The 19,070-nt window shown below is 71.8% G+C and carries 16 protein-coding genes and 1 tRNA gene; all 17 read left to right on the top strand.

Annotation, left to right across the window (positions count from 1 at the left end; all coding sequences use genetic code 11):
* The first annotated feature begins 60 nt into the window (after positions 1-60).
* The 17 genes from K415_RS0101855 (at position 61) to K415_RS0101775 (ending at position 19,054) form a co-directional block, all read left to right on the top strand.
* A complete protein-coding gene (locus K415_RS0101855) occupies positions 61-1,227 on the top strand; it encodes a glycosyltransferase family 2 protein (protein WP_024285413.1) in 1,167 nt (388 codons plus the stop codon).
* Between the two features lie 155 nt (positions 1,228-1,382).
* Positions 1,383-1,859: an adenylyltransferase/cytidyltransferase family protein gene (locus K415_RS0101850; protein WP_024285412.1), complete on the top strand. Its 477-nt coding sequence runs from the start codon at positions 1,383-1,385 to the stop codon at positions 1,857-1,859.
* Positions 1,860-1,978: 119 nt separating this feature from the next.
* The gene (gene mfd / locus K415_RS0101845) at positions 1,979-5,692 is read left to right on the top strand and encodes a transcription-repair coupling factor (protein WP_024285411.1); all 3,714 of its coding nucleotides are present in this window, start codon (positions 1,979-1,981) and stop codon (positions 5,690-5,692) included.
* A 67-nt stretch (positions 5,693-5,759) separates the two neighbouring features.
* Complete coding sequence (locus K415_RS0101840; RefSeq protein WP_024285410.1) at positions 5,760-6,299, top strand: hypothetical protein; 540 nt, start codon at positions 5,760-5,762, stop codon at positions 6,297-6,299.
* The gene (locus tag K415_RS0101835) at positions 6,296-6,994 is read left to right on the top strand and encodes a YabN family protein (RefSeq protein ID WP_024285409.1); all 699 of its coding nucleotides are present in this window, start codon (positions 6,296-6,298) and stop codon (positions 6,992-6,994) included. Before K415_RS0101840 ends, K415_RS0101835 begins: the two co-directional genes overlap by 4 nt.
* A 40-nt stretch (positions 6,995-7,034) precedes the next feature.
* Positions 7,035-8,588 carry a Re/Si-specific NAD(P)(+) transhydrogenase subunit alpha gene (locus K415_RS0101830; protein WP_024285408.1) on the top strand — a complete coding sequence of 518 codons (1,554 nt, stop codon included), beginning with the start codon at positions 7,035-7,037 and terminating at the stop codon, positions 8,586-8,588.
* 1 nt (position 8,589) lies between these two features.
* The gene (gene pntB / locus K415_RS0101825) at positions 8,590-10,008 is read left to right on the top strand and encodes a Re/Si-specific NAD(P)(+) transhydrogenase subunit beta (protein ID WP_024285407.1); all 1,419 of its coding nucleotides are present in this window, start codon (positions 8,590-8,592) and stop codon (positions 10,006-10,008) included.
* Positions 10,009-10,196: 188 nt separating this feature from the next.
* The gene (gene eno, locus K415_RS0101820) at positions 10,197-11,474 is read left to right on the top strand and encodes a phosphopyruvate hydratase (protein ID WP_024285406.1); all 1,278 of its coding nucleotides are present in this window, start codon (positions 10,197-10,199) and stop codon (positions 11,472-11,474) included.
* Positions 11,475-11,762: 288 nt separating this feature from the next.
* Entirely contained in the window at positions 11,763-12,242 is a 480-nt protein-coding gene (locus K415_RS0101815; RefSeq protein ID WP_024285405.1) for a septum formation initiator family protein, read from the top strand.
* A 41-nt stretch (positions 12,243-12,283) separates the two neighbouring features.
* Positions 12,284-12,787, top strand: coding sequence for a DUF501 domain-containing protein (locus tag K415_RS0101810; protein ID WP_029662950.1), 504 nt, complete (start codon positions 12,284-12,286; stop codon positions 12,785-12,787).
* A gap of 43 nt (positions 12,788-12,830) precedes the next feature.
* Positions 12,831-13,787, top strand: a complete 957-nt coding sequence (locus K415_RS0101805; RefSeq protein ID WP_024285403.1) for a Ppx/GppA phosphatase family protein — start codon at positions 12,831-12,833, stop codon at positions 13,785-13,787.
* 166 nt (positions 13,788-13,953) lie between these two features.
* On the top strand, positions 13,954-14,283 hold the full coding sequence (locus K415_RS0101800) for a PadR family transcriptional regulator (RefSeq protein ID WP_024285402.1): 330 nt from the start codon (positions 13,954-13,956) through the stop codon (positions 14,281-14,283).
* Entirely contained in the window at positions 14,283-15,551 is a 1,269-nt protein-coding gene (locus tag K415_RS0101795) for a hypothetical protein (protein WP_024285401.1), read from the top strand. The genes K415_RS0101800 and K415_RS0101795 overlap by 1 nt, the downstream gene beginning before the upstream one ends.
* 80 nt (positions 15,552-15,631) lie before the next feature.
* Positions 15,632-16,522, top strand: coding sequence for a uracil-DNA glycosylase (locus tag K415_RS0101790; RefSeq protein WP_024285400.1), 891 nt, complete (start codon positions 15,632-15,634; stop codon positions 16,520-16,522).
* A gap of 30 nt (positions 16,523-16,552) precedes the next feature.
* The gene (locus tag K415_RS0101785; protein ID WP_051480369.1) at positions 16,553-17,971 is read left to right on the top strand and encodes an NAD(P)/FAD-dependent oxidoreductase; all 1,419 of its coding nucleotides are present in this window, start codon (positions 16,553-16,555) and stop codon (positions 17,969-17,971) included.
* A 4-nt stretch (positions 17,972-17,975) separates the two neighbouring features.
* Positions 17,976-18,049, top strand: a tRNA-Leu gene (locus K415_RS0101780).
* Positions 18,050-18,223: 174 nt separating this feature from the next.
* Positions 18,224-19,054 (top strand): Bax inhibitor-1/YccA family protein, encoded by an 831-nt coding sequence (locus K415_RS0101775; RefSeq protein ID WP_024285398.1) that lies wholly within the window; start codon positions 18,224-18,226, stop codon positions 19,052-19,054.
* Positions 19,055-19,070 lie beyond the last annotated feature (16 nt).

The following is a 19,070-nucleotide window of genomic DNA, read 5'->3' as shown; positions in this document are numbered from 1 at the left end:
AGCGTCCCGTGACCCGTTGTCGCGCGAGCCCGGCGAGCGCCGCCGTGAGAGGGGTTGACCGTGGACGCTGTGTGGCGTGGGAGTGGTCCCGGCCGGACGCCCGAGGTCAGCATCATCGTGCCGACCTTCAACGAGGCTCCGAACGTCCCCGAGCTCGTCCGCCAGATCGGCGACGCGGTGGCCGGGCTCGACGCCGAGGTGGTCTTCGTCGACGACTCGACCGATGACACGGCCGACGTGGTGCGCGCTGTGGCCGGGTCGTCGGTGGTCCCGGTCCGGCTGATCCATCGCGAGCACCCCGTGGGCGGGCTCAGCGGCGCGGTGCAGGAAGGGTTCCGGTCGAGTGTGGCGACCTGGTGCCTCGTCATGGACGGTGACCTCCAGCACCCGCCGGAGATGATCCCCGTGCTGCTCGGCAGGGCCAAGGACTCCGGCGCCGACGTCGTGGTGGCGTCCCGATACATGGGCGAGGGGAGCAGCAGCGGGCTGGCGAACGCTGCTCGGCGCGCGGTCTCCAGTGCGTCGACCGCGCTGACCCGGGCGATGTTCCCGATCCGACTGGCCGACTGCTCGGACCCGATGACCGGGTTCTTCGTGGTTCGTCGGGAGGCGGTCGACCTGACCCTCCTGCAGCCGCGCGGCTTCAAGATCCTGCTGGAGATCCTCGCCCGTCACCGCCTCACGGTCAGCGAGGTGCCCTTCGTCTTCGGACGCCGGTTCGCCGGCGAGTCGAAGGCATCGGTCCTCCAGGGTCTGCACTTCATGCGGCAGCTGGCGGCCCTGCGGTTCGGGCGGATGTCCCGGTTCGCCATCATCGGTGGGTTCGGCGCACTGGTGAACCTCGGCATCGTCGCGGCGCTGACGGGTCTCGGGATGGGGTACCTGGTAGCGGCGGCGATCGCAGCCGAGGCCACCATCCTGATGAACTTCTTCCTGCAGGAGCGGTTCGTGTTCGGCGACCTGCGTCACGAGGGCCGCGGACCGCTGGTGCGGTTCGCCCAGTCCTTCGGCTTCAACAACATCGAGGCCGTGGTGCGCCTGCCGGTCCTGGCGCTCCTGGTCTCCAGTGCGCACATCGCCGCCGTCCCGGCGACCGCGGTGACCCTCCTCGCGGCCTTCCTCCTGCGGTTCGTCTTCCACGCCCGCGTGGTCTACCGTCCGCGGCGCTCCACCCGGCGGCAGCGGACGACGATCGGTTCCGAGCCGGTGCTCAAGGAGTTCAGCTGACGCGACCCGGCGACGTCTGACCGGGTGAACTCCGGCACAACATCTGGCAAATCGGACAACAGGCCCATATCGTTCGAATACGGCAGCGGTGACCGCGAGTCGGCGGGGCCACCCACCGTGCGGACACTGCGCGAACTCGGACGGGGGTAGTTCACGTGACACGACGGATCGGTTACGCGCCGGGGGTGTACGACCTGTTCCATGTCGGCCATCTGAACATCTTGCGTCACGCCAGGAGCCAGTGCGACTTCCTGATCGCCGGTGTCGTGTCCGACGAGATGGCCGAGCGCGTCAAGGGACGCCGACCGGTGATCCCGTTGTCCGAGCGTCTTGAGATCGTGCGGTCGATCAGCTTCGTCGACGAGGCCCGGGCCGAGGTCCTGCCGGAGAAGCTCGCCACCTGGCAGCAGGTCCAGTTCGACATCATCTTCAAGGGCGACGACTGGCGGGGCACACCCAAGGGCGACAAGCTCGAGCGGGACTTCGCCGCCGTCGGGGTCGAGGTCGTCTACCTCCCGTACACCGTGCACACCTCGAGCACGATCCTGCGCCGGGTCCTCGAGCGCATCGACGAGGACGGCGCACCGGCGATCGGCTCCGGCCCGGTGGCGGCTGCCGCAGCTCGTTCCTGACGCGGACGCGGCCCTCAGCAGCACTGCCGTCGTAGGCTGAGCGCTGCACCGGGCTCCCGCGGGTTCTCGGCGCACAGCGCTGTCCAGCGCGCCTCGTCGCTGCTGTGAACCTGGAGCCAATGAACCTCGCCGGCCTGCTGCCCGTCCTGCTGACCGACTCTGCCGCGGCGCAGGTCGTCGAGCTCGCACACGCCGCTGCAACCCCTGCACGGGAGGCGACCCTCGACGTCGTCGCCCCCGCCGGCATCCGCCCGCCGCTCGTCGCCGGAGTCGTCCAGGCGCTCGACCGGGCACGTCGCGAGGCACAGCTCGCGCGCGGGCCGGCGGACCAGGCCTGCGTGGTGGTGGTCACGGCGACCGGACGTGACGCCGACGAGCTGGCGGCGGCCCTGCGCTGCTACCTGCCCGCCGACGACGTCGCCGTCCTGCCGTCCTGGGAGACGCTGCCGCACGAGCGGCTCTCGCCCCGCAGCGACACGGTGGCCCGGCGCCTGGCGGTGTTCCGCCGACTCGCGCACCCCTCGACCGAGGCCGGTCAGGCCGGTCCGGTGCGCGCTCTGGTCGTCCCCGTGCGTGCCCTGCTCCAGCCGGTCGTCGAGGGCCTCGGCGAGCTCGTGCCGGTGGCCCTGCAGACCGGTGACCAGGTCGACCTGGACGACATCGCCGAACGGCTCGTCGCCGCGGCGTACTCGCGCGTCGACATGGTCGAGCGCCGCGGTGAGTTCGCTGTCCGCGGCGGCATCCTCGACGTGTTCCCGCCCATCGACGACCACCCGCTGCGGATCGAGCTGTGGGGCGACACGGTCGAGGAGATCCGCTGGTTCGCGGTGGCCGACCAGCGCAGCCTCGAGGTCGCGGTCGAGGGCCTGTGGGCGCCGCCGTGCCGCGAGATCCTCCTGACGGACGCGGTGCGCGCGCGGGCCGCGGGGCTGGTCGAGCAGCTGCCCGGTGCCGCCGAGATGCTCGAGCGGCTCGCCGCCGGCATCGCCGTCGAGGGCATGGAGTCGCTCGCACCGGCGCTGGTCGACCGCATGGTGCCGATGCTCGACCTCGTCCCGGCCGGTGCGCTCGTCATGGTCGCCGACCCCGAGCGGGTCCGCCGCCGTGCGCACGACCTCGCCGCGACGACCCAGGAGTTCCTCGACGCGGCCTGGACCGCGGCCGCCGCAGGTGGCAGCACACCGATCGACCTGCGCTCCGCCTCCTTCGCGAGCTACTCCGAGACGCGCGAGCTCGCGGTGTCCCGCGGCCTCGGCTGGTGGACCCTGAGCGGCTTCGCCCTCGACCCCGCAGCCGCAGCCGACCCCGGCGTGCCGGACCCAGGACCCCGCGGAGCCGGCGACGGGCCCGACAGCTCCGAGGTGGCGGGCGGCGCGGGGGCGAGCCTCGTGGTCGCGGCGCGGGACGTCCGGGGGTACCGCGGGGACGTCCCGAAGGCCGTGTCCGACCTGCGTGACCTGCAGCGTGCGGGCTGGCGCCTGGTCCTGACGACCGAGGGCCACGGACCCGCACAGCGGATGGTCGAGCAGCTCGCGGGGTTCGACGTCCCGGCGAGATTGGTCGCCGAGATCGCCGAGGTGCCCGACGCCGGCGTGGTGCACGTGGTCCCGGCGGCTGCCGGCCCGGGCTTCGTCGCGACCGACCTCCAGCTCGCGGTGTTCAGCGAGGCGGACCTGACCGGCCGCGCGGGGACCTCGACCAAGGACATGCGTTCGATGCCGTCGCGGCGGCGCAACTCCGTCGACCCGCTGCAGCTGCGTGCCGGTGACTTCGTGGTGCACGAGCAGCACGGCGTCGGGCGGTTCGCCGAGCTCGTGCGGCGCACCATCGGCAGCGGTGCGTCGTCCGGCACCCGGGAGTACCTCGTCATCGAGTACGCCCCGTCCAAGCGCGGTCAGCCCGGCGACCGCCTGTACGTGCCGACCGACCAGCTGGACCAGGTCACGAAGTACACCGGCGGGGAGTCGCCGAGCCTGAACCGGATGGGTGGCTCCGACTGGGCCAAGATGAAGGGTCGGGCCCGCAAGGCGATCCGGGAGATCGCGGGCGAGCTCATCCGGCTGTACTCCGCGCGGATGGCGACCCAGGGTCACGCCTTCGCACCGGACACCCCGTGGCAGGCGGAGCTCGAGGACGCCTTCGCCTACGTCGAGACGCCGGACCAGCTCGCCACGATCGACGAGGTCAAGGCCGACATGGAGAAGTCCGTGCCGATGGACCGGCTGGTCTGCGGCGACGTCGGCTACGGCAAGACCGAGATCGCCGTGCGGGCCGCGTTCAAGGCCGTGCAGGACGGCAAGCAGGTCGCGGTGCTCGTCCCCACGACCCTCCTGGTCCAGCAGCACCTCGACACGTTCGCCGAGCGGTATGCGCCGTACCCGGTGACGGTCAAGGGCCTGTCCCGGTTCCAGAGCCCGGCCGAGTCGCGGGAGGTCGTCGACGGGCTGCGTGACGGCAGCGTCGACGTCGTGATCGGCACCCACCGGCTGATCACCGGGCAGGTGCACTTCAAGGACCTCGGGCTGGTCGTCATCGACGAGGAGCAGCGCTTCGGCGTCGAGCACAAGGAGACGCTCAAGCAGCTCCGCACGAACGTCGACGTGCTGGCGATGAGCGCGACGCCGATCCCGCGAACCCTCGAGATGGCCGTGACCGGGATCCGCGAGATGTCGACCCTCGCCACGCCGCCGGAGGAGCGGCACCCGGTCCTGACGTTCGTGGGGCCCTACGACGAGAAGCAGGTGACCGCCGCGATCCGGCGCGAGCTGCTCCGCGAGGGTCAGGTCTTCTACGTGCACAACAAGGTCGACTCGATCGAGCGGGCGGCGTCGCGGCTCGCCGAGCTCGTCCCGGAGGCCCGCATCGCCACGGCCCACGGCAAGATGGGTGAGCACCTGCTCGAGCGCGTGATCGTCGACTTCTGGGAGAAGCGGTTCGACGTGCTGGTCTGCACGACGATCGTCGAGACCGGGCTGGACATCTCCAACGCGAACACCCTGATCCTCGAGCGCGCGGACCTGCTCGGCCTCTCGCAGCTGCACCAGCTGCGCGGTCGGGTCGGCCGCGGACGCGAGCGCGCCTACTCGTACTTCATGTACCCGCCGGACCGGCCGCTGACCGAGACCGCGCACGACCGGCTGACGACCATGGCAGCCAACACCGACCTGGGCTCCGGCATGCAGATCGCGCTCAAGGACCTGGAGATCCGCGGCGCGGGCAACCTCCTGGGTGGTGAGCAGTCCGGTCACATCGCCGGTGTCGGCTTCGACCTGTACATCCGGATGGTCGGCGAGGCCGTCGCCGCCTTCCGTGGCGAGCCGGACGAACGGCCGGCCGACGTCACGCTCGAGCTCCCGGTCGACGCGCACGTCCCGCACGAGTACATCGAGCACGAGCGGCTGCGTCTCGAGGCGTACCGCAAGATCGCCGACGCGACGACGCCCGGGGCGCTGACCGAGGTGCACGCCGAGCTCGTCGACCGGTACGGCGCGGTGCCCGAGCAGGTCGAGTGCCTGTTCGAGGTGGCCGGCCTGCGCAACCTCGCCCGCGAGGTGGGGCTGACCGACGTCACCGCCCAGGGCCGGTTCGTGCGCTTCGCGCCGGTCGACCTGGCGGAGTCCGCCCAGCTGCGGCTGACCCGGCTGTACCCGGGCACCGTGCTCAAGCCGGCGATCCGGACCGTCCTGGTCCCGTACCCGACGACGGCCCGGGTCGGTGGCCGCCCGCTCGCCGGCCGGGAGGTCCTGGCGTGGGTGCGCGAGCTCATCGCGGCCGTCCTGACCGGAAGCATCGCGGCGGCCGCGGGCGCCGCCGCGGCCCGTGACGGTGCGTGACGGCCGTCGCCTACGATGGGCCGCGCGGGCGCCGCGGGCGCCACGGACGGTCGGGGAGGTCGAGCCGGTGAGGTCGAAGGTGCGCACGTCAGTCGTGGTCGCCGCGGTGGTGGCCGGCGCCACCCTGCTCGGGGGCTGCTCGCCGAACCCTGGCGCCGCAGCGGTCGTCGGTGACCGGACGATCACCCGCTCGGCGATCGAGCAGACCGTCGCGGACCTCGCCGTCCTCGACCCGGCCGTCGAGGCACGCGCCGTCCTGGTCCGGGCCATCCTCGCGCCCTACCTGATCGATGCCGCGGCCGAGAACGGCGTCGGCGTCTCGCCGGACGAGATCCGGGTCGCGCTGGACGACGTCGCCGCGACCAACGGTGTGACGCAGGTCCCGGACTGGAGCGAGGGGACGATCGACGACGTCCGCTCCCGCACGGCGCTGACCGACCTGCAGGCCCTGCCGGACGCCGACGAGATCCTCAACGGTGTGGCGGAGGAGATCCTGGCGACGGACATCGACATCAACCCGCGCTACGGCGAGCTGACCGCCGGGACGCTCCAGGTCGCCGACGCCGTGCTGCCGTGGATCGTCCCCGCCGCACCGCCTGCGGGATGACGTCGGGCGAGCGGGGAGCGGCGGCCCTCGCGGACCTGGTCGCGGTGATGGACCGCCTGCGCTCGCCCGGTGGGTGCCCGTGGGATGCCGAGCAGACCCACGCGACCCTCGTCCCGTACGCGATCGAGGAGGTCTTCGAGCTCGCGGAGGCCGTCGAGTCGGGTGACCTCGAGGCGTTGCGCGAGGAGCTCGGGGACGTGCTGCTGCAGGTGGTCTTCCATGCCCGGGTGGCCGCCGAGCACCCGACCGAGCCGTTCGACATCGGCGACGTCGCCGCAGGCATCGCGGCCAAGCTGCGCCGTCGCCACCCGCACGTGTTCGCCGACGCCCAGGTCCGCGACGCCGCGCACGTCTCCCGGCGGTGGGACGAGATCAAGCAGGACGAGAAGCAGCGGGACTCGGTGCTGGACGGCATCCCGCTCGCCCTGCCGGCGCTGGCGCGTGCGCAGAAGGTGCTGAGCCGGGCGGGGCGCGCAGCCGAGCCGGTCGCGGTGCCGCAGGGCGGTGACGTCGGCGCCCGACTGCTCGCGCTGGTGGCCGAGGCGCAGACGAACGGCGTCGACGCCGAGGGCGCCCTGCGGACGGCCGTCCGTGAGTACGAGCAGCGGGTGCGCGACGCCGAGGCAGGACCGCACGGACGGCGTCCTGAGTCGAACGTCCCGAGGACGAGCCGCCGGGACGGCTACCTTCAATGAGTCGCAGCGTCATTTCGCGCCGGCAGACGAGGAGAGCTCGATGAGGATCGGCGTCCCCCGGGAGTCCCGGCCCGGCGAGCGGCTGGTCGCGGCGACGCCCAAGACCGTCGCCCAGCTGTACAAGCTCGGGTATGAGGTGGTCATCGAGGCCGGTGCCGGCGTGGCAGCGAGCTTCCCCGACGTGGCGTACGCGGAGGCCGGCGCGACGGTCGTCGACGCGCAGCAGGTCTGGGAGAGCGACGTCGTCACGACTGTCAACCCGCCTGCCGATGCCCAGATCGCCGCGCTGCGGCCCGGCTCGATGCTCGTGTCGATGCTGGCCCCTGCGACCCACCCGGAGCTGCTGGCGACGCTTGCGGAGCGCTCGGTCAGCGCCCTGGCGCTCGACGCCGTCCCACGCATCTCCCGCGCCCAGTCCATCGACGTGCTCAGCACCCTGTCGAACGTGGCCGGCTACCGCGCCGTGATCGAGGCGGCCGAGGCGTACGGCGGGATGTTCACCGGCCAGGTGACCGCCGCGGGCAAGACGACGCCCGCGAACGTGTTCGTGATCGGTGCCGGTGTCGCAGGGCTTGCCGCGATCGGCGCCGGGGTGAGCCTCGGGGCACAGGTGCGCGCGTTCGATGTGCGGCCGGAGGTCGGCGAGCAGATCGAGTCGATGGGCGCCCAGTTCGTCGTGGCCGCCGCCGCCCAGCAGGAGGTCAGCGCCGACGGCTACGCCAGCGCGCTGACGGCCGAGCAGGAGCGTCTGACCGCCCGGATGTACGCCGAGGAGACCGCCAAGGCCGACGTCGTGGTCACCACCGCGCTCGTGCGTGGTCAGGCACCGACGACCGTGACCGCGGCGATGGTCGCGGCCATGAAGCCGGGCAGTGTGATCGTCGACCTCGCCGCCTCGGGTGGCGGCAACTGCGAGCTCACCGTCCCGGGCGAGAAGGTCGTGACCGACAACGGCGTCGTCATCATCGGCTACACCGACCTGACCAGCCGGATGCCGCGGCACACGTCGCAGCTGTTCGGCACGAACATCGTCCACCTGATGGAGCTGCTCACGCCGGAGCGCAACGGCGAGCTCGTCCTCGACCTGGACGACCCGGTCCAGCGTGGCATGACGATCACGTCAGCGGGTGACGTCCTCTGGCCGCCACCCCCCGTCCAGGTGTCGGCCGCGCCGGCGCCGGTGGCGACCGAGCCGGTCGTCGACAAGGCCGAGGTGGCACGGGTCGCCCAGGCGGCGGCATCCCGCCGCCGGACCCGCCAGGTGGTGACGTACGGGCTGGCCGCGGTGCTCACCCTGCTCGCCCTGACGTACTCCCCGACGGCGTTCCAGGGCCACTTCACCGTGTTCGCCCTGGCGGTCGTCGTGGGCTACTACGTGATCTCCAACGTGAGCCACTCGCTGCACACGCCGCTGATGGCCCAGACCAATGCGATCTCGGGGATCATCCTCGTCGGCGCCCTGCTCCAGATCGGCTCGGACAACCTGGTGGTCTCCACGATCGCGTTCGTCGCGGCGTCGGTGGCCAGCATCAACATCTTCGGTGGATTCCTGGTCGCGTACCGGATGATCCGGATGTTCCGGAAGGACGCATGACGTGCTGACCTCTTTCGTGCAGGGCGTGTACCTGCTCGCCGCTGTCCTGTTCATCCTGAGCCTCGCGGGGCTGTCCAACCAGGCGGCTGCGCGCCGGGGCAACGTCCTCGGCATGGCCGGCATGGTGCTGGCCCTGGTGGCGACGATCGTGCTCGCCCTGGACCGTAGCCAGCGGCCGACCCTGGTGACGATGCTGCTGATCGCCCTCGCCTTCGCCATCGGTGCGACGGCCGGGATCTGGCGCGCCCGCAAGGTCGAGATGACGCAGATGCCCGAGATGATCGCGATCCTGCACAGCTTCGTCGGGCTCGCCGCCGTGCTCGTCGGGTTCAACTCCTACCTCACCGAGCCGGCCGCGGTCGTGCACCAGGTCGAGGTCTACCTCGGCGTCCTGATCGGGGCGGTCACGCTCACCGGTTCGGTCGTCGCCTACCTCAAGCTGTCCGCCAAGATCAGCTCGGCGCCGCTGATGCTGCCGGGGCGCAACCTGCTCAACCTCGGCGCCCTGATCGCCTCGACCGGCCTGCTCGTGTGGTTCATCGGCGACAACGCGCTCGTGCCCCTGGTCGCGATGACGGTGGTCGCCCTGCTGCTGGGCTGGCACCTCGTGGCCTCGATCGGCGGCGGCGACATGCCCGTCGTCATCTCGATGCTGAACTCGTACTCCGGCTGGGCGGCCGCGGCTGCCGGCTTCATGCTGAGCAACGACCTGCTCATCGTCACCGGCGCCCTCGTCGGGTCCTCCGGTGCGATCCTGTCCTACATCATGTGCAAGGCGATGAACCGCTCGTTCATCAGCGTCATCCTCGGTGGTTTCGGGGTGGACACGGGCACCGTGGTCGCCGCGGACGTCGTGTACGGCGAGCACCACGAGACCACTGCGCCCGAGGTCGCCGAGATGCTCGTGCACGCCCGGTCCGTCGTCATCACCCCCGGCTACGGCATGGCCGTGGCCAAGGCTCAGTACCCGGTGGCCGATCTCGTCTCGCGGCTCCGTGCTGCCGGGGTCAACGTCCGGTTCGGCGTGCACCCGGTCGCGGGTCGTCTGCCGGGTCACATGAACGTCCTGCTGGCCGAGGCCCGGGTGCCGTACGACATCGTGCTCGAGATGGACGAGATCAACGACGACCTCGCGAACACCGACGTCGTGCTCGTCATCGGGGCCAACGACACGGTCAACCCGGCCGCCCTGGACGACCCGAGCTCGCCCATCGCCGGGATGCCGGTCCTCGAGGTCTGGAAGGCACGGCAGGTCATCGTGTTCAAGCGGTCGATGGCCACCGGGTATGCCGGCGTCCAGAACCCGCTGTTCTTCAAGGACAACACCGCGATGCTCTTCGGGGACGCCAAGGTCCAGGTCGACGCCATCCTCGCCGCCATGACGGCACAGCTCGCCTCTGCCGGGAGCCCCGTCGGCTGACCGGAACCACGCGTCGGCACCCTCCGGGTATGTCCAACGTCCTGCCGCGTGCGCGGGTCCGCGACTAGGGTTGGTCACGGCCGGTTGACGAGGACCGGCGGCCGGGCACACCGGCCGCTGCCGATCGCAGAGGCGACAGGGCAGCGACCGCCCGGGTTCATCCAACCGTTCGCCCGAAGGAGCTTCCCGTGGCCACAATCGAGGCCGTAGGCGCCCGCGAGATCCTTGACTCGCGCGGCAATCCCACTGTGGAGGTCGAGGTCGCCCTCGACGACGGCACGATCGCCCGCGCCGGAGTGCCCTCGGGCGCATCGACCGGCGCGTTCGAGGCCGTAGAGCGCCGTGACGGCGACAAGGGCCGGTTCCTCGGCAAGGGTGTCCAGGACGCCGTCAACGCCGTCATGGACGAGATCGCCCCCGAGCTCATCGGCTTCGAGGCCACCGAGCAGCGTCTGGTCGACCAGGCACTGATCGACCTCGACGGCACCCCGAACAAGGGCAAGCTCGGCGCCAACGCCATCCTCGGCGTCTCGCTCGCCGTGGCCAAGGCCGCCGCCGACTCGGCCGACCTGCCGCTGTTCCGCTACATCGGTGGCCCGAACGCCCACGTGCTGCCGGTGCCCATGATGAACATCCTCAACGGTGGGTCGCACGCCGACTCCAACGTCGACATCCAGGAGTTCATGGTCGCGCCGATCGGCCCGTCCACGTACCGCGAGGCCCTGCGCACGGGCGTCGAGGTCTACCACTCCCTCAAGGCCGTGCTGAAGAGCAAGGGCCTCGGCACGGGTCTCGGCGACGAGGGCGGCTTCGCGCCGAACCTGCCGAGCAACCGCGACGCACTCGACCTGATCATGCTCGCGATCGAGAAGGCCGGCTTCACCCCCGGCAAGGACGTCGGGCTCGCGCTCGACGTCGCGGCGACCGAGTTCTTCAAGGACGGTGCGTACCAGTTCGAGGGCAAGGCGACGTCGTCCGACGAGATGATCGAGTACTACACGAAGCTCGTCGCCGACTACCCGCTGGTCTCGATCGAGGACCCGCTGTCCGAGGACGAGTGGGCCGGTTGGTCGCAGCTCATGGTGGCCGTGGGCGACCGCGTCCAGATCGTCGGTGACGACCTGTTCGTGACGAACCCGGAGCGTCTGGCCAAGGGCATCGAGCTCAAGTCCGCGAACTCGCTGCTGGTCAAGCTCAACCAGATCGGCACCCTGACCGAGACGCTCGACGCCGTGTCGATGGCGCAGCGCGCCGGCTTCACCGCGATGGTCTCGCACCGCTCTGGTGAGACCGAGGACGTCACGATCGCCGACCTGGCCGTGGCCGTCAACGGCGGCCAGATCAAGACCGGTGCGCCTGCCCGTGGCGAGCGCATCAACAAGTACAACCAGCTGCTCCGGATCGAAGAGGAGCTGGACGACGCTGCCCGCTACGCCGGGGCGAGCGCCTTCCCGCGCCACCGCTGACCCAGCACGTCCGCAGGGCCCGGTCGATCACTCGACCGGGCCTTGCGCCGTCCCTGCCGCCGGGGCAACGCGCCGGGGCGTCGGCTGCGGCACGGGCTCACCTCGGCGGGGCACAATCAAGGCATGTCCCGTCGGCCTGCTCCTCCCCGTGCCCGGGGCGGGTCCGGCGCTGCCACCGCGACGGCGACTGCAGCCCGACGAGGAACCGCGCGGACCTCAGGCCCGACGGCCGGTGCGCGCCCGGGGAGCACCCGCCCGGCCCCGCGCGCCTCGGCCGCGAAGCAGCCGGTGGCCGGCACCGAGGACACCGAACCCGCGCCCCGACATCTTGCCCGGCTGATCTCGGTGCGGGCGCTCGTCCTGTCCGTCGTGCTCCTGGTCGGCTTCACGATGCTGTTCCCGACCATCCGGGCCTACCTGGGGCAGCGGGCCGAGCTGGACGCCCTCGCGTCCGACGTGGTGGTCGCCGAGCAGACGGAGCGGGACCTGCAGGTAGAGCTCGACCGCTGGAGCGACCCCGCCTTCGTGCAGGCGCAGGCCCGGGCGCGGTTGTCGTACGTCCTGCCGGGGGAGACCTCGTATCGCGTCATCGACCCTGAGTTCGTCGTCGAGACCCCGACTGTCGAGGGTGCGACGCCGGGTCCGGTGGCCGGTCCCACGCTGCCGATGGGTGGTGCGGTGACGCCCTGGTACACCACCGTGTGGGAGTCGGTCCGGATCGCCGGTGAGTCGGCGATGCCCGAACCGGACGCGACGGAGCGGCAGTGACCGGTGCCGACGTGGGCGGTGCCGACGCGGGCGGTGCAGGTGTGCGCGACAACACCCGGTCCGACGTCTCGGCACAGGACCTCGCGACCCTCGAGCAGCAGCTCGGCCGACCGGCGCGCGGCGTCGTCGCGGTCGCGGCGCGGTGCGTGTGCGGGCGTCCGACGGTGGTTCGTACGCTGCCCCGGCTGCCGGACGGCACCCCCTTCCCGACCACCTTCTACCTGACCCACCCGCGGGCCGTGGCGGCGGTCTCGACCCTCGAGGCGTCCGGCGTGATGAAGGAGATGACCGAACGCCTCGGCCAGGACGAGGATCTCGCCGCCGCCTACCGGGCCGCCCACGAGCACTACCTGGCCCAGCGCGCCGAGCTCGGCGAGGTCCCGGAGATCGCGGGCATCTCGGCCGGGGGCATGCCGACGAGGGTCAAGTGCCTGCACGTCCTGGTCGGTCACGCGCTCGCTGCCGGGCCGGGAGTGAACCCGCTCGGCGACGAGGCGCTGGAGATGGTCCGAGAGACCTGGCGGCCGGACGTGTGCACCTGCTGAGAGTCGTCCGGCGCGGTGTCCGTGCCATGGCAGGCTTGCAGCCATGAGACGCGTGGCCGCCATCGACTGTGGGACCAACTCCATCCGGCTCCTGGTCGCCGACATCGACCTGGCGTCCGGGACGCTGACCGACGTCGACCGTCGGATGGAGGTGGTGCGGCTGGGCCAGGGTGTCGACCGGACCGGTCGGATCGCCCCGGAGGCCCTCGAGCGGACCCTCGACGCCACCCGGCGCTATGCCGCCGCCTGCACCGAGCTGGGTGTCGAGCACGTGCGCTTCGTGGCGACGTCGGCCTCACGCGACGCGGAGAACCGGCAGGAGTTCATCGACGGTGTGCGCGCCGCGATCGGTGTCGAGCCCGAGGTCGTCGGTGGTCAGGAGGAGGCGCTGCTCTCGTTCCGGGGCGCGACCGGAGTCCTGGGCGGCAAGCACCCCGGCCCGTTCCTCGTGGTCGACCTCGGGGGCGGTTCGACCGAGATCGTGCTGGGCACGACGTCGCCCGTGGCGGCGTACTCGATGGACGTGGGCTGCGTGCGGATCACCGAACGACACCTGCACAGCGACCCGCCCACCGCGCAGGAGATCGCTGCCGCGAGCGCCGACGTCGTGGCGGCCCTCGACGCCGCCGGCAAGGTCATCCCCTTCGGCCGGACGGCGACGCTGGTGGGTCTGGCAGGGTCCGTCACCACTGTCACCGCGCACGCGCTCGACCTGGAACGGTACGACCCGGCCCGGATCGACGGCTCGGTGCTGCCGATCGACCGCGTGCTGGCCTCGTGCCGCACGTTGCTGGCCATGACCAGGGTTCGGCGCGCCGTCGTGCCGTTCATGCACCACGGACGGGTCGACGTCATCGGGGCCGGTGCGCTGGTGTGGTCGGACATCGTCTCGCGGGTCCGGGCCGAGGTCGGGATTGCCGGTGGTCGGCTCAACACTGTCGTCACCTCGGAGCACGACATCCTCGACGGGATCGCCTGGAGCGCCGCCGAGCGCTCCTGAGACCCCGGCGCAGCGAGACGCAGGACGAGAACCGGACCAAGGATTGCGCGACACGCGGTAGTGCACGCTGGCCGGTAGCGCGTATCGGAGAGTAGTGTGCGGAACGCGGGAGCGGGCCGGAGGGGCCCGCCTCCCGCACCACGCCAGTGCGAGCCCGGAGGTACGGATGGACACGACCCAGCTGCTCAAGGGGGTGCTCGACGTCGCGGTGCTGGCCGTCGTCGCCCACGAGGACGGTTACGGCTACGACGTCGTCCGCCGGCTACGCACGGGCGGGCTGGAGGCGGTGGGCGAGGCATCGGTCTACGGCACGCTGCGCCGCCTCTACACCTCCGGCGCCCTGACCACGTACGTCGTCCCGTCGGACGAGGGCCCGCACCGCAAGTACTACGGCATCAACGCCCAGGGTCGGGCGATGCTCGAGACCCAGCGCAAGGACTGGCACGCCTTCTCGACCGCCCTGACCACCCTGCTCGAGCCCGAAGGGGAGCTGTGATGACTGCCGCCGTCCTGCTGGACCACGTGAGCGCGTACGCCGCGGCCGTACGGTCCCACCTCCGCGACCTGTCACCGGAGCAGATCGACGATCTCACTGACGGCCTCGAGGCCGACCTCGCCGAGGCCCTCGAGGACCCTCGCGGTGCCGTCGCGACCGGGGAGACCCCCCTCGGGGGCGCCGGTGGGGCGGACGCGGCGGGCCACTCGGAGTCCACGGTGATCGACCTGACCCGACGCTTCGGACCGGCTGCCGACTACGCCGCCGAGCTCCGCGCAGCTGCCGGGCTCGAGATCGCCCCGCTGCCCGCATCCCGTCGTCGACCGTTGCGGGACGGGTTCCACGAGGCGTCGGCACTGGCCCGTGCGAGGCTCCGGGCGGCCGCCGTGCCGGTCACCATGTCCCGGTACTGGCCGGGCACCAGGGACGTCGTCGTCTCGCTGCGGCCCGTGTGGTGGGTGCTCAGGGGCTGGGTCTGGTTCGTCACCGTCCAGTGGGCCTACCGGCTGGTCATCGGCGGCTACGGCGCGAACCCGTTCATGGCGCGCAGCGCCATGGCGGTGTTGGTCCTCGGCCTCCTGGTGCTGCTGTCCGTCCACTGGGGCCGTGGCGCGCTCACGGGCCCTGCGTGGTCCCGGGCCTGGCTGCGGGGGGCCGGGTTCGTCGCAGCCGTGATCGCCGCACCACTGGTCATCGGTGCGGACAACAGCCTGCGGTACCCCTCCCAGTCCGTCCCCGCTGCCGAGTACTACCAGGAGGACGGCGTCTACGTCGGCGGTGAGAGGGTCACGAACCTGTTCGTGTACGACGCCGAGGGCAAGCCGCTCTCGTCGGTACAGATCTTCGACGAGGCCGGTCGGCCGGTTCAGACGACCCACGGCGACATCTGGGCGGACTGGTACCTCGCCGGTTCCGACGAGCAGTGGGCATTCCTCCCGGCGACCGACCCCTACGGTCAGGACCGCTGGAACGTCTATCCCCTGACCGGCGCGCCCTCGGTCGAGTGGGAGTGGCAGTGGGACGAGGGGTCGGACCAGGACGTGAGGTCCCTGTCTCCGGGCCGGGTTCCACGGACCACACCGGCTCCGTTCGCGGTTGCACCCTCGGTCGCCCAGCCCGGTGTGGAGGCTGTGGCTCCCGAGGCCGCGGACCTGCCCGCCGGTCCCGGAGCCGGCGCGCCTGTCGGCGCGGCCTCGCAGGACGGGGGCGGCAGCGAGGTGGCTGGTGACCCCGCCACCGAGGCCGGCCCCGATGCCGACGTCGGGTAGGAGTCGGGACGGGCTCGGCGGACGCGTCGGACGGCGCGGCGGACGGTGACGACCCCGAGCGCACCGGTGATGATCGGGGGATGAGCACGCCCGCACCCAGGCCGCTGCCGCACCCGCGGACGGGGCAGCCCTTCGCCTCGCCGGTTCCGCCCGGCACGGGCTGGCCGGGGGACACCGCGGGGCCATCCACCCCGGTCGCCCGGACACCGCGCGAGGTCGAGCGTCGCGCAGCCGAGGCGAGCGACCTCGCCGCGCTCGACACCTGCTCGACGGTGTGTCGCGCCTGCCCACGGCTGGTCGCCTGGCGCGAGGACGTGGCGGTGACCAAGCGCCGTGCATTCCGCGACCAGCCGTACTGGGGACGCCCGGCCGCAGGTTTCGGGGACCCCGCTGCCGGTGTGCTCGTCGTCGGGCTCGCGCCCGCAGCGCACGGCGCCAACCGCACCGGCCGTCTGTTCACCGGTGACCGGTCGGGCGACTGGCTCTTCGCCGCCCTGCACCGAGCCGGCCTCGCGTCGCAGGCCACGAGCGTCGACGCCGCCGACGGACTGCAGCTGACGGGCGCGCGGATGGCGGCGGCCGTGCGGTGCGCCCCACCGGACAACACGCCGTCGCCGGCCGAGCGGGACACCTGCCGGCCGTGGCTGCAGCGGGAGGTCGAGCTGACTGCGCCGACCGTGCGGGTCGTGCTGGCGCTGGGCGCCTTCGGGTGGCAGGCGTCGCTCTCGGTCGTGCGTGCGCTCGGGTGGTCGGTGCCGCGCCCGGCCCCGCGCTTCGGCCACGGCGCCGTCGCAGCCCTGACCCGGCCCGACGGCGTCGTCGTGCACCTGGTCGGCTGCTATCACGTCTCCCAGCAGAACACCCAGACCGGCCGCCTGACCGAGCCGATGCTCGACGCCGTGGTGTCCACCTGCCTCGACCTCGCCGGGTGTGCTGCGGATCATGTCCGGTCCGTGGCCGGATGCTTGTGAGGGTTTTCACAGGCGCTTACCGTGGCAAACATGAGTGAGATGCAGGCTCCCGCGGGCCAGGTCCGGGCCGCGCGTCCGCGCAAGGTCCCGCGCATCGTCATCCTCGGCGGTGGGTACGTCGGCTTCTACACGGCGCTGCGCCTGCGCCGACGGCTCGGCAGGCGGGAGGTGGCGATCGCCGTCGTCGACCCGCGGTCCTACATGACCTACCAGCCGTTCCTGCCGGAGGCCGCGGCCGGCTCGCTCGAGCCACGGCACGTCGTGGTCTCCCACCGGCGCGAGCTCAAGGGTGTCGACGTCCTCACCGGACGCGTCACGCAGATCCGGCACGCCGACCGGACCGTGCGGATCGCGCCGGTCGAGGGAGCCGAGTACGAGATCACCTACGACCACCTCGTCGTCGCGCTCGGCTCGGTCGCCCGGACGCTGCCGATCCCCGGGCTGGCCGAGCGGGCCATCGGGTTCAAGCAGGTCGAGGAGGCGATCGCCCTGCGCAACCACGTGCTCAACCGGCTGGACGTCGCCGCGTCCACCTGGGACCCGGAGCTGCGCCGCTCGATGCTCACGTTCACCTTCGTCGGGGCGGGCTTCGCCGGCATCGAGGCGATCGCCGAGGTCGAGGACATGGCCCGCGCCGCCGTGCGGTACTACGACGGGCTCAGCCCCGAGGACCTGCGGTTCGTGATGATCGAGGGATCGACCCGGATCCTGCCGGAGCTCGGTGCCCAGATGGGCGGCTACGCCCTGGACCAGCTCCGCAAGCGCCGGATCGAGGTGCACCTGTCGACGTTCCTCAGCTCGTGCGTGGACGGGCACGTGGTCACCTCGACCGGCCTGGAGTACGACTCCGCGACCATCGTGTGGACGGCGGGCGTTCGCGCCAACCCGGTCCTCGGCAGCTCCGACCTCCCGCTCGACGAGCTGGGCCGGGTGCTGGCGCTGCCGACCCTGCAGGTCGCGCAGGCGGACGGCACCGTCGTGGACGGCGCGTGGACGGCGGGGGACTGCGCCGCAGTGCCCGACCTGGCCAACCCCGGCGCCTTCTGCTCGCCCAGCGCCCAGCACGCCGTCCGGCAGGCCCGGCACCTCGGGGACAACCTCGCCAGGGCACTGCGGAGCGCCGAGCCCACCGAGTACCGGCACAAGCACGTCGGGACAGTTGCCTCCCTCGGACTCGGCAAGGGGGTCGCCCAGGTCTACGGCATCAAGCTGCGCGGCTGGCCGGCCTGGTTCATGCACCGCACGTACCACATGGCCCAGATGCCGACCTTCAACCGCAAGGTGCGCATCGTGCTGGACTGGACCTTGGCCCTCTTCTTCCATCGCGAGCTGGTCGCGCTCGGGCGGCTGCACGATCCCCGGGCCGACTTCCGCGACGCGTCCGCTCCCCGGCCGCCGACGGCCGGTGCCGCGGCCCGTACCGGCCCTGACGAGCCCCTGGCAGGATGAGCAGGCCCTCGTAGCCCAACTGGCAGAGGCAACCGGCTTAAACCCGGTCCAGTGCGGGTTCGAGTCCCGCCGGGGGCACCGGCCACGTGCTCCGCCGGCCACGTGCTCCGCCGGCCACTCGCTCCGCCGACGATGTGCCCGAGGTGGAACGTCCGGTCGGGGTGGTGCGTTGCATAGGATGACAACCGGCCAGCGACATCCGCGCCCATCCCTCGACCACCGAGGGACCGGCCGCCGCGACCAGGAGGCATTGTGAGCAACCCCGTCTTCAGCAGCAGCCCTGTCTTCGGCGAGCCCAAGCGTGGCCGCACGACGACGATCCAGCCGAGCCCGTACGGCATGCCCCAGGCCGGCTCCGCCGCGATGTCCGGCATCGCGACCGGCAGCCTCGAGCAGATGTACGGCGCGCCCGCCGCGACCACCCGCGAGACCGGCCGCCTGACGTACGACGACGTCATCGTCAAGACCGCCGGCCTGTTCGCCATCCTGGTGACGACCGGCGCCCTGACCTGGGCGCTCGCACCGCAGCTGTTCTTCGTCGGCATGATCGTCGGGCTGGTGCTCGGCCTGGTCAACTCGTTCAAGAGGAACCCGAGCCCGTTCCTGATCATGGCGTACGCCGCTGCCGAGGGCGTCTTCCTCGGTGGCATCAGCGCGTTCTACGACGCGCAGTGGCCGGGCATCGTGGTGCAGGCGGTCCTGGCGACCGTCGCGACCTTCGCCGCCTGCCTCGTGCTCTTCCGATCCGGCAAGGTCCGGGTGACGCCCAAGCTGACCCGCTGGATGATGGTCGCGATGGGCGGCTACCTGCTCTTCTCGCTGCTCAACCTCGGCCTGACCTGGTTCGGCGTGCTGGACGGCTGGGGGATGCGCAGCGGCCCGCTCGGCATCGTCATCGGTCTGGTCGCGGTCGGCCTCGCTGCCTTCATGCTGATCATGGACTTCGACTCGATCAAGCGTGGCGTGGAGCAGGGTGCGCCCGCCAAGTTCGCCTGGTCGGCGGCCTTCGGCCTGGTCGTGACGCTGGTCTGGATGTACCTGGAGTTCCTGCGGCTCCTGGCGATCCTGCGCGGCGACAGCTGAACGGCGCAGCGGGGGG

The organism is Cellulomonas sp. KRMCY2 (genome assembly GCF_000526515.1).
GTDB lineage: Bacteria > Actinomycetota > Actinomycetes > Actinomycetales > Cellulomonadaceae > Actinotalea.
The sequence above is the reverse complement of the archived record's forward strand: the minus strand, read 5'-3'. Positions and strand labels throughout refer to the sequence as shown.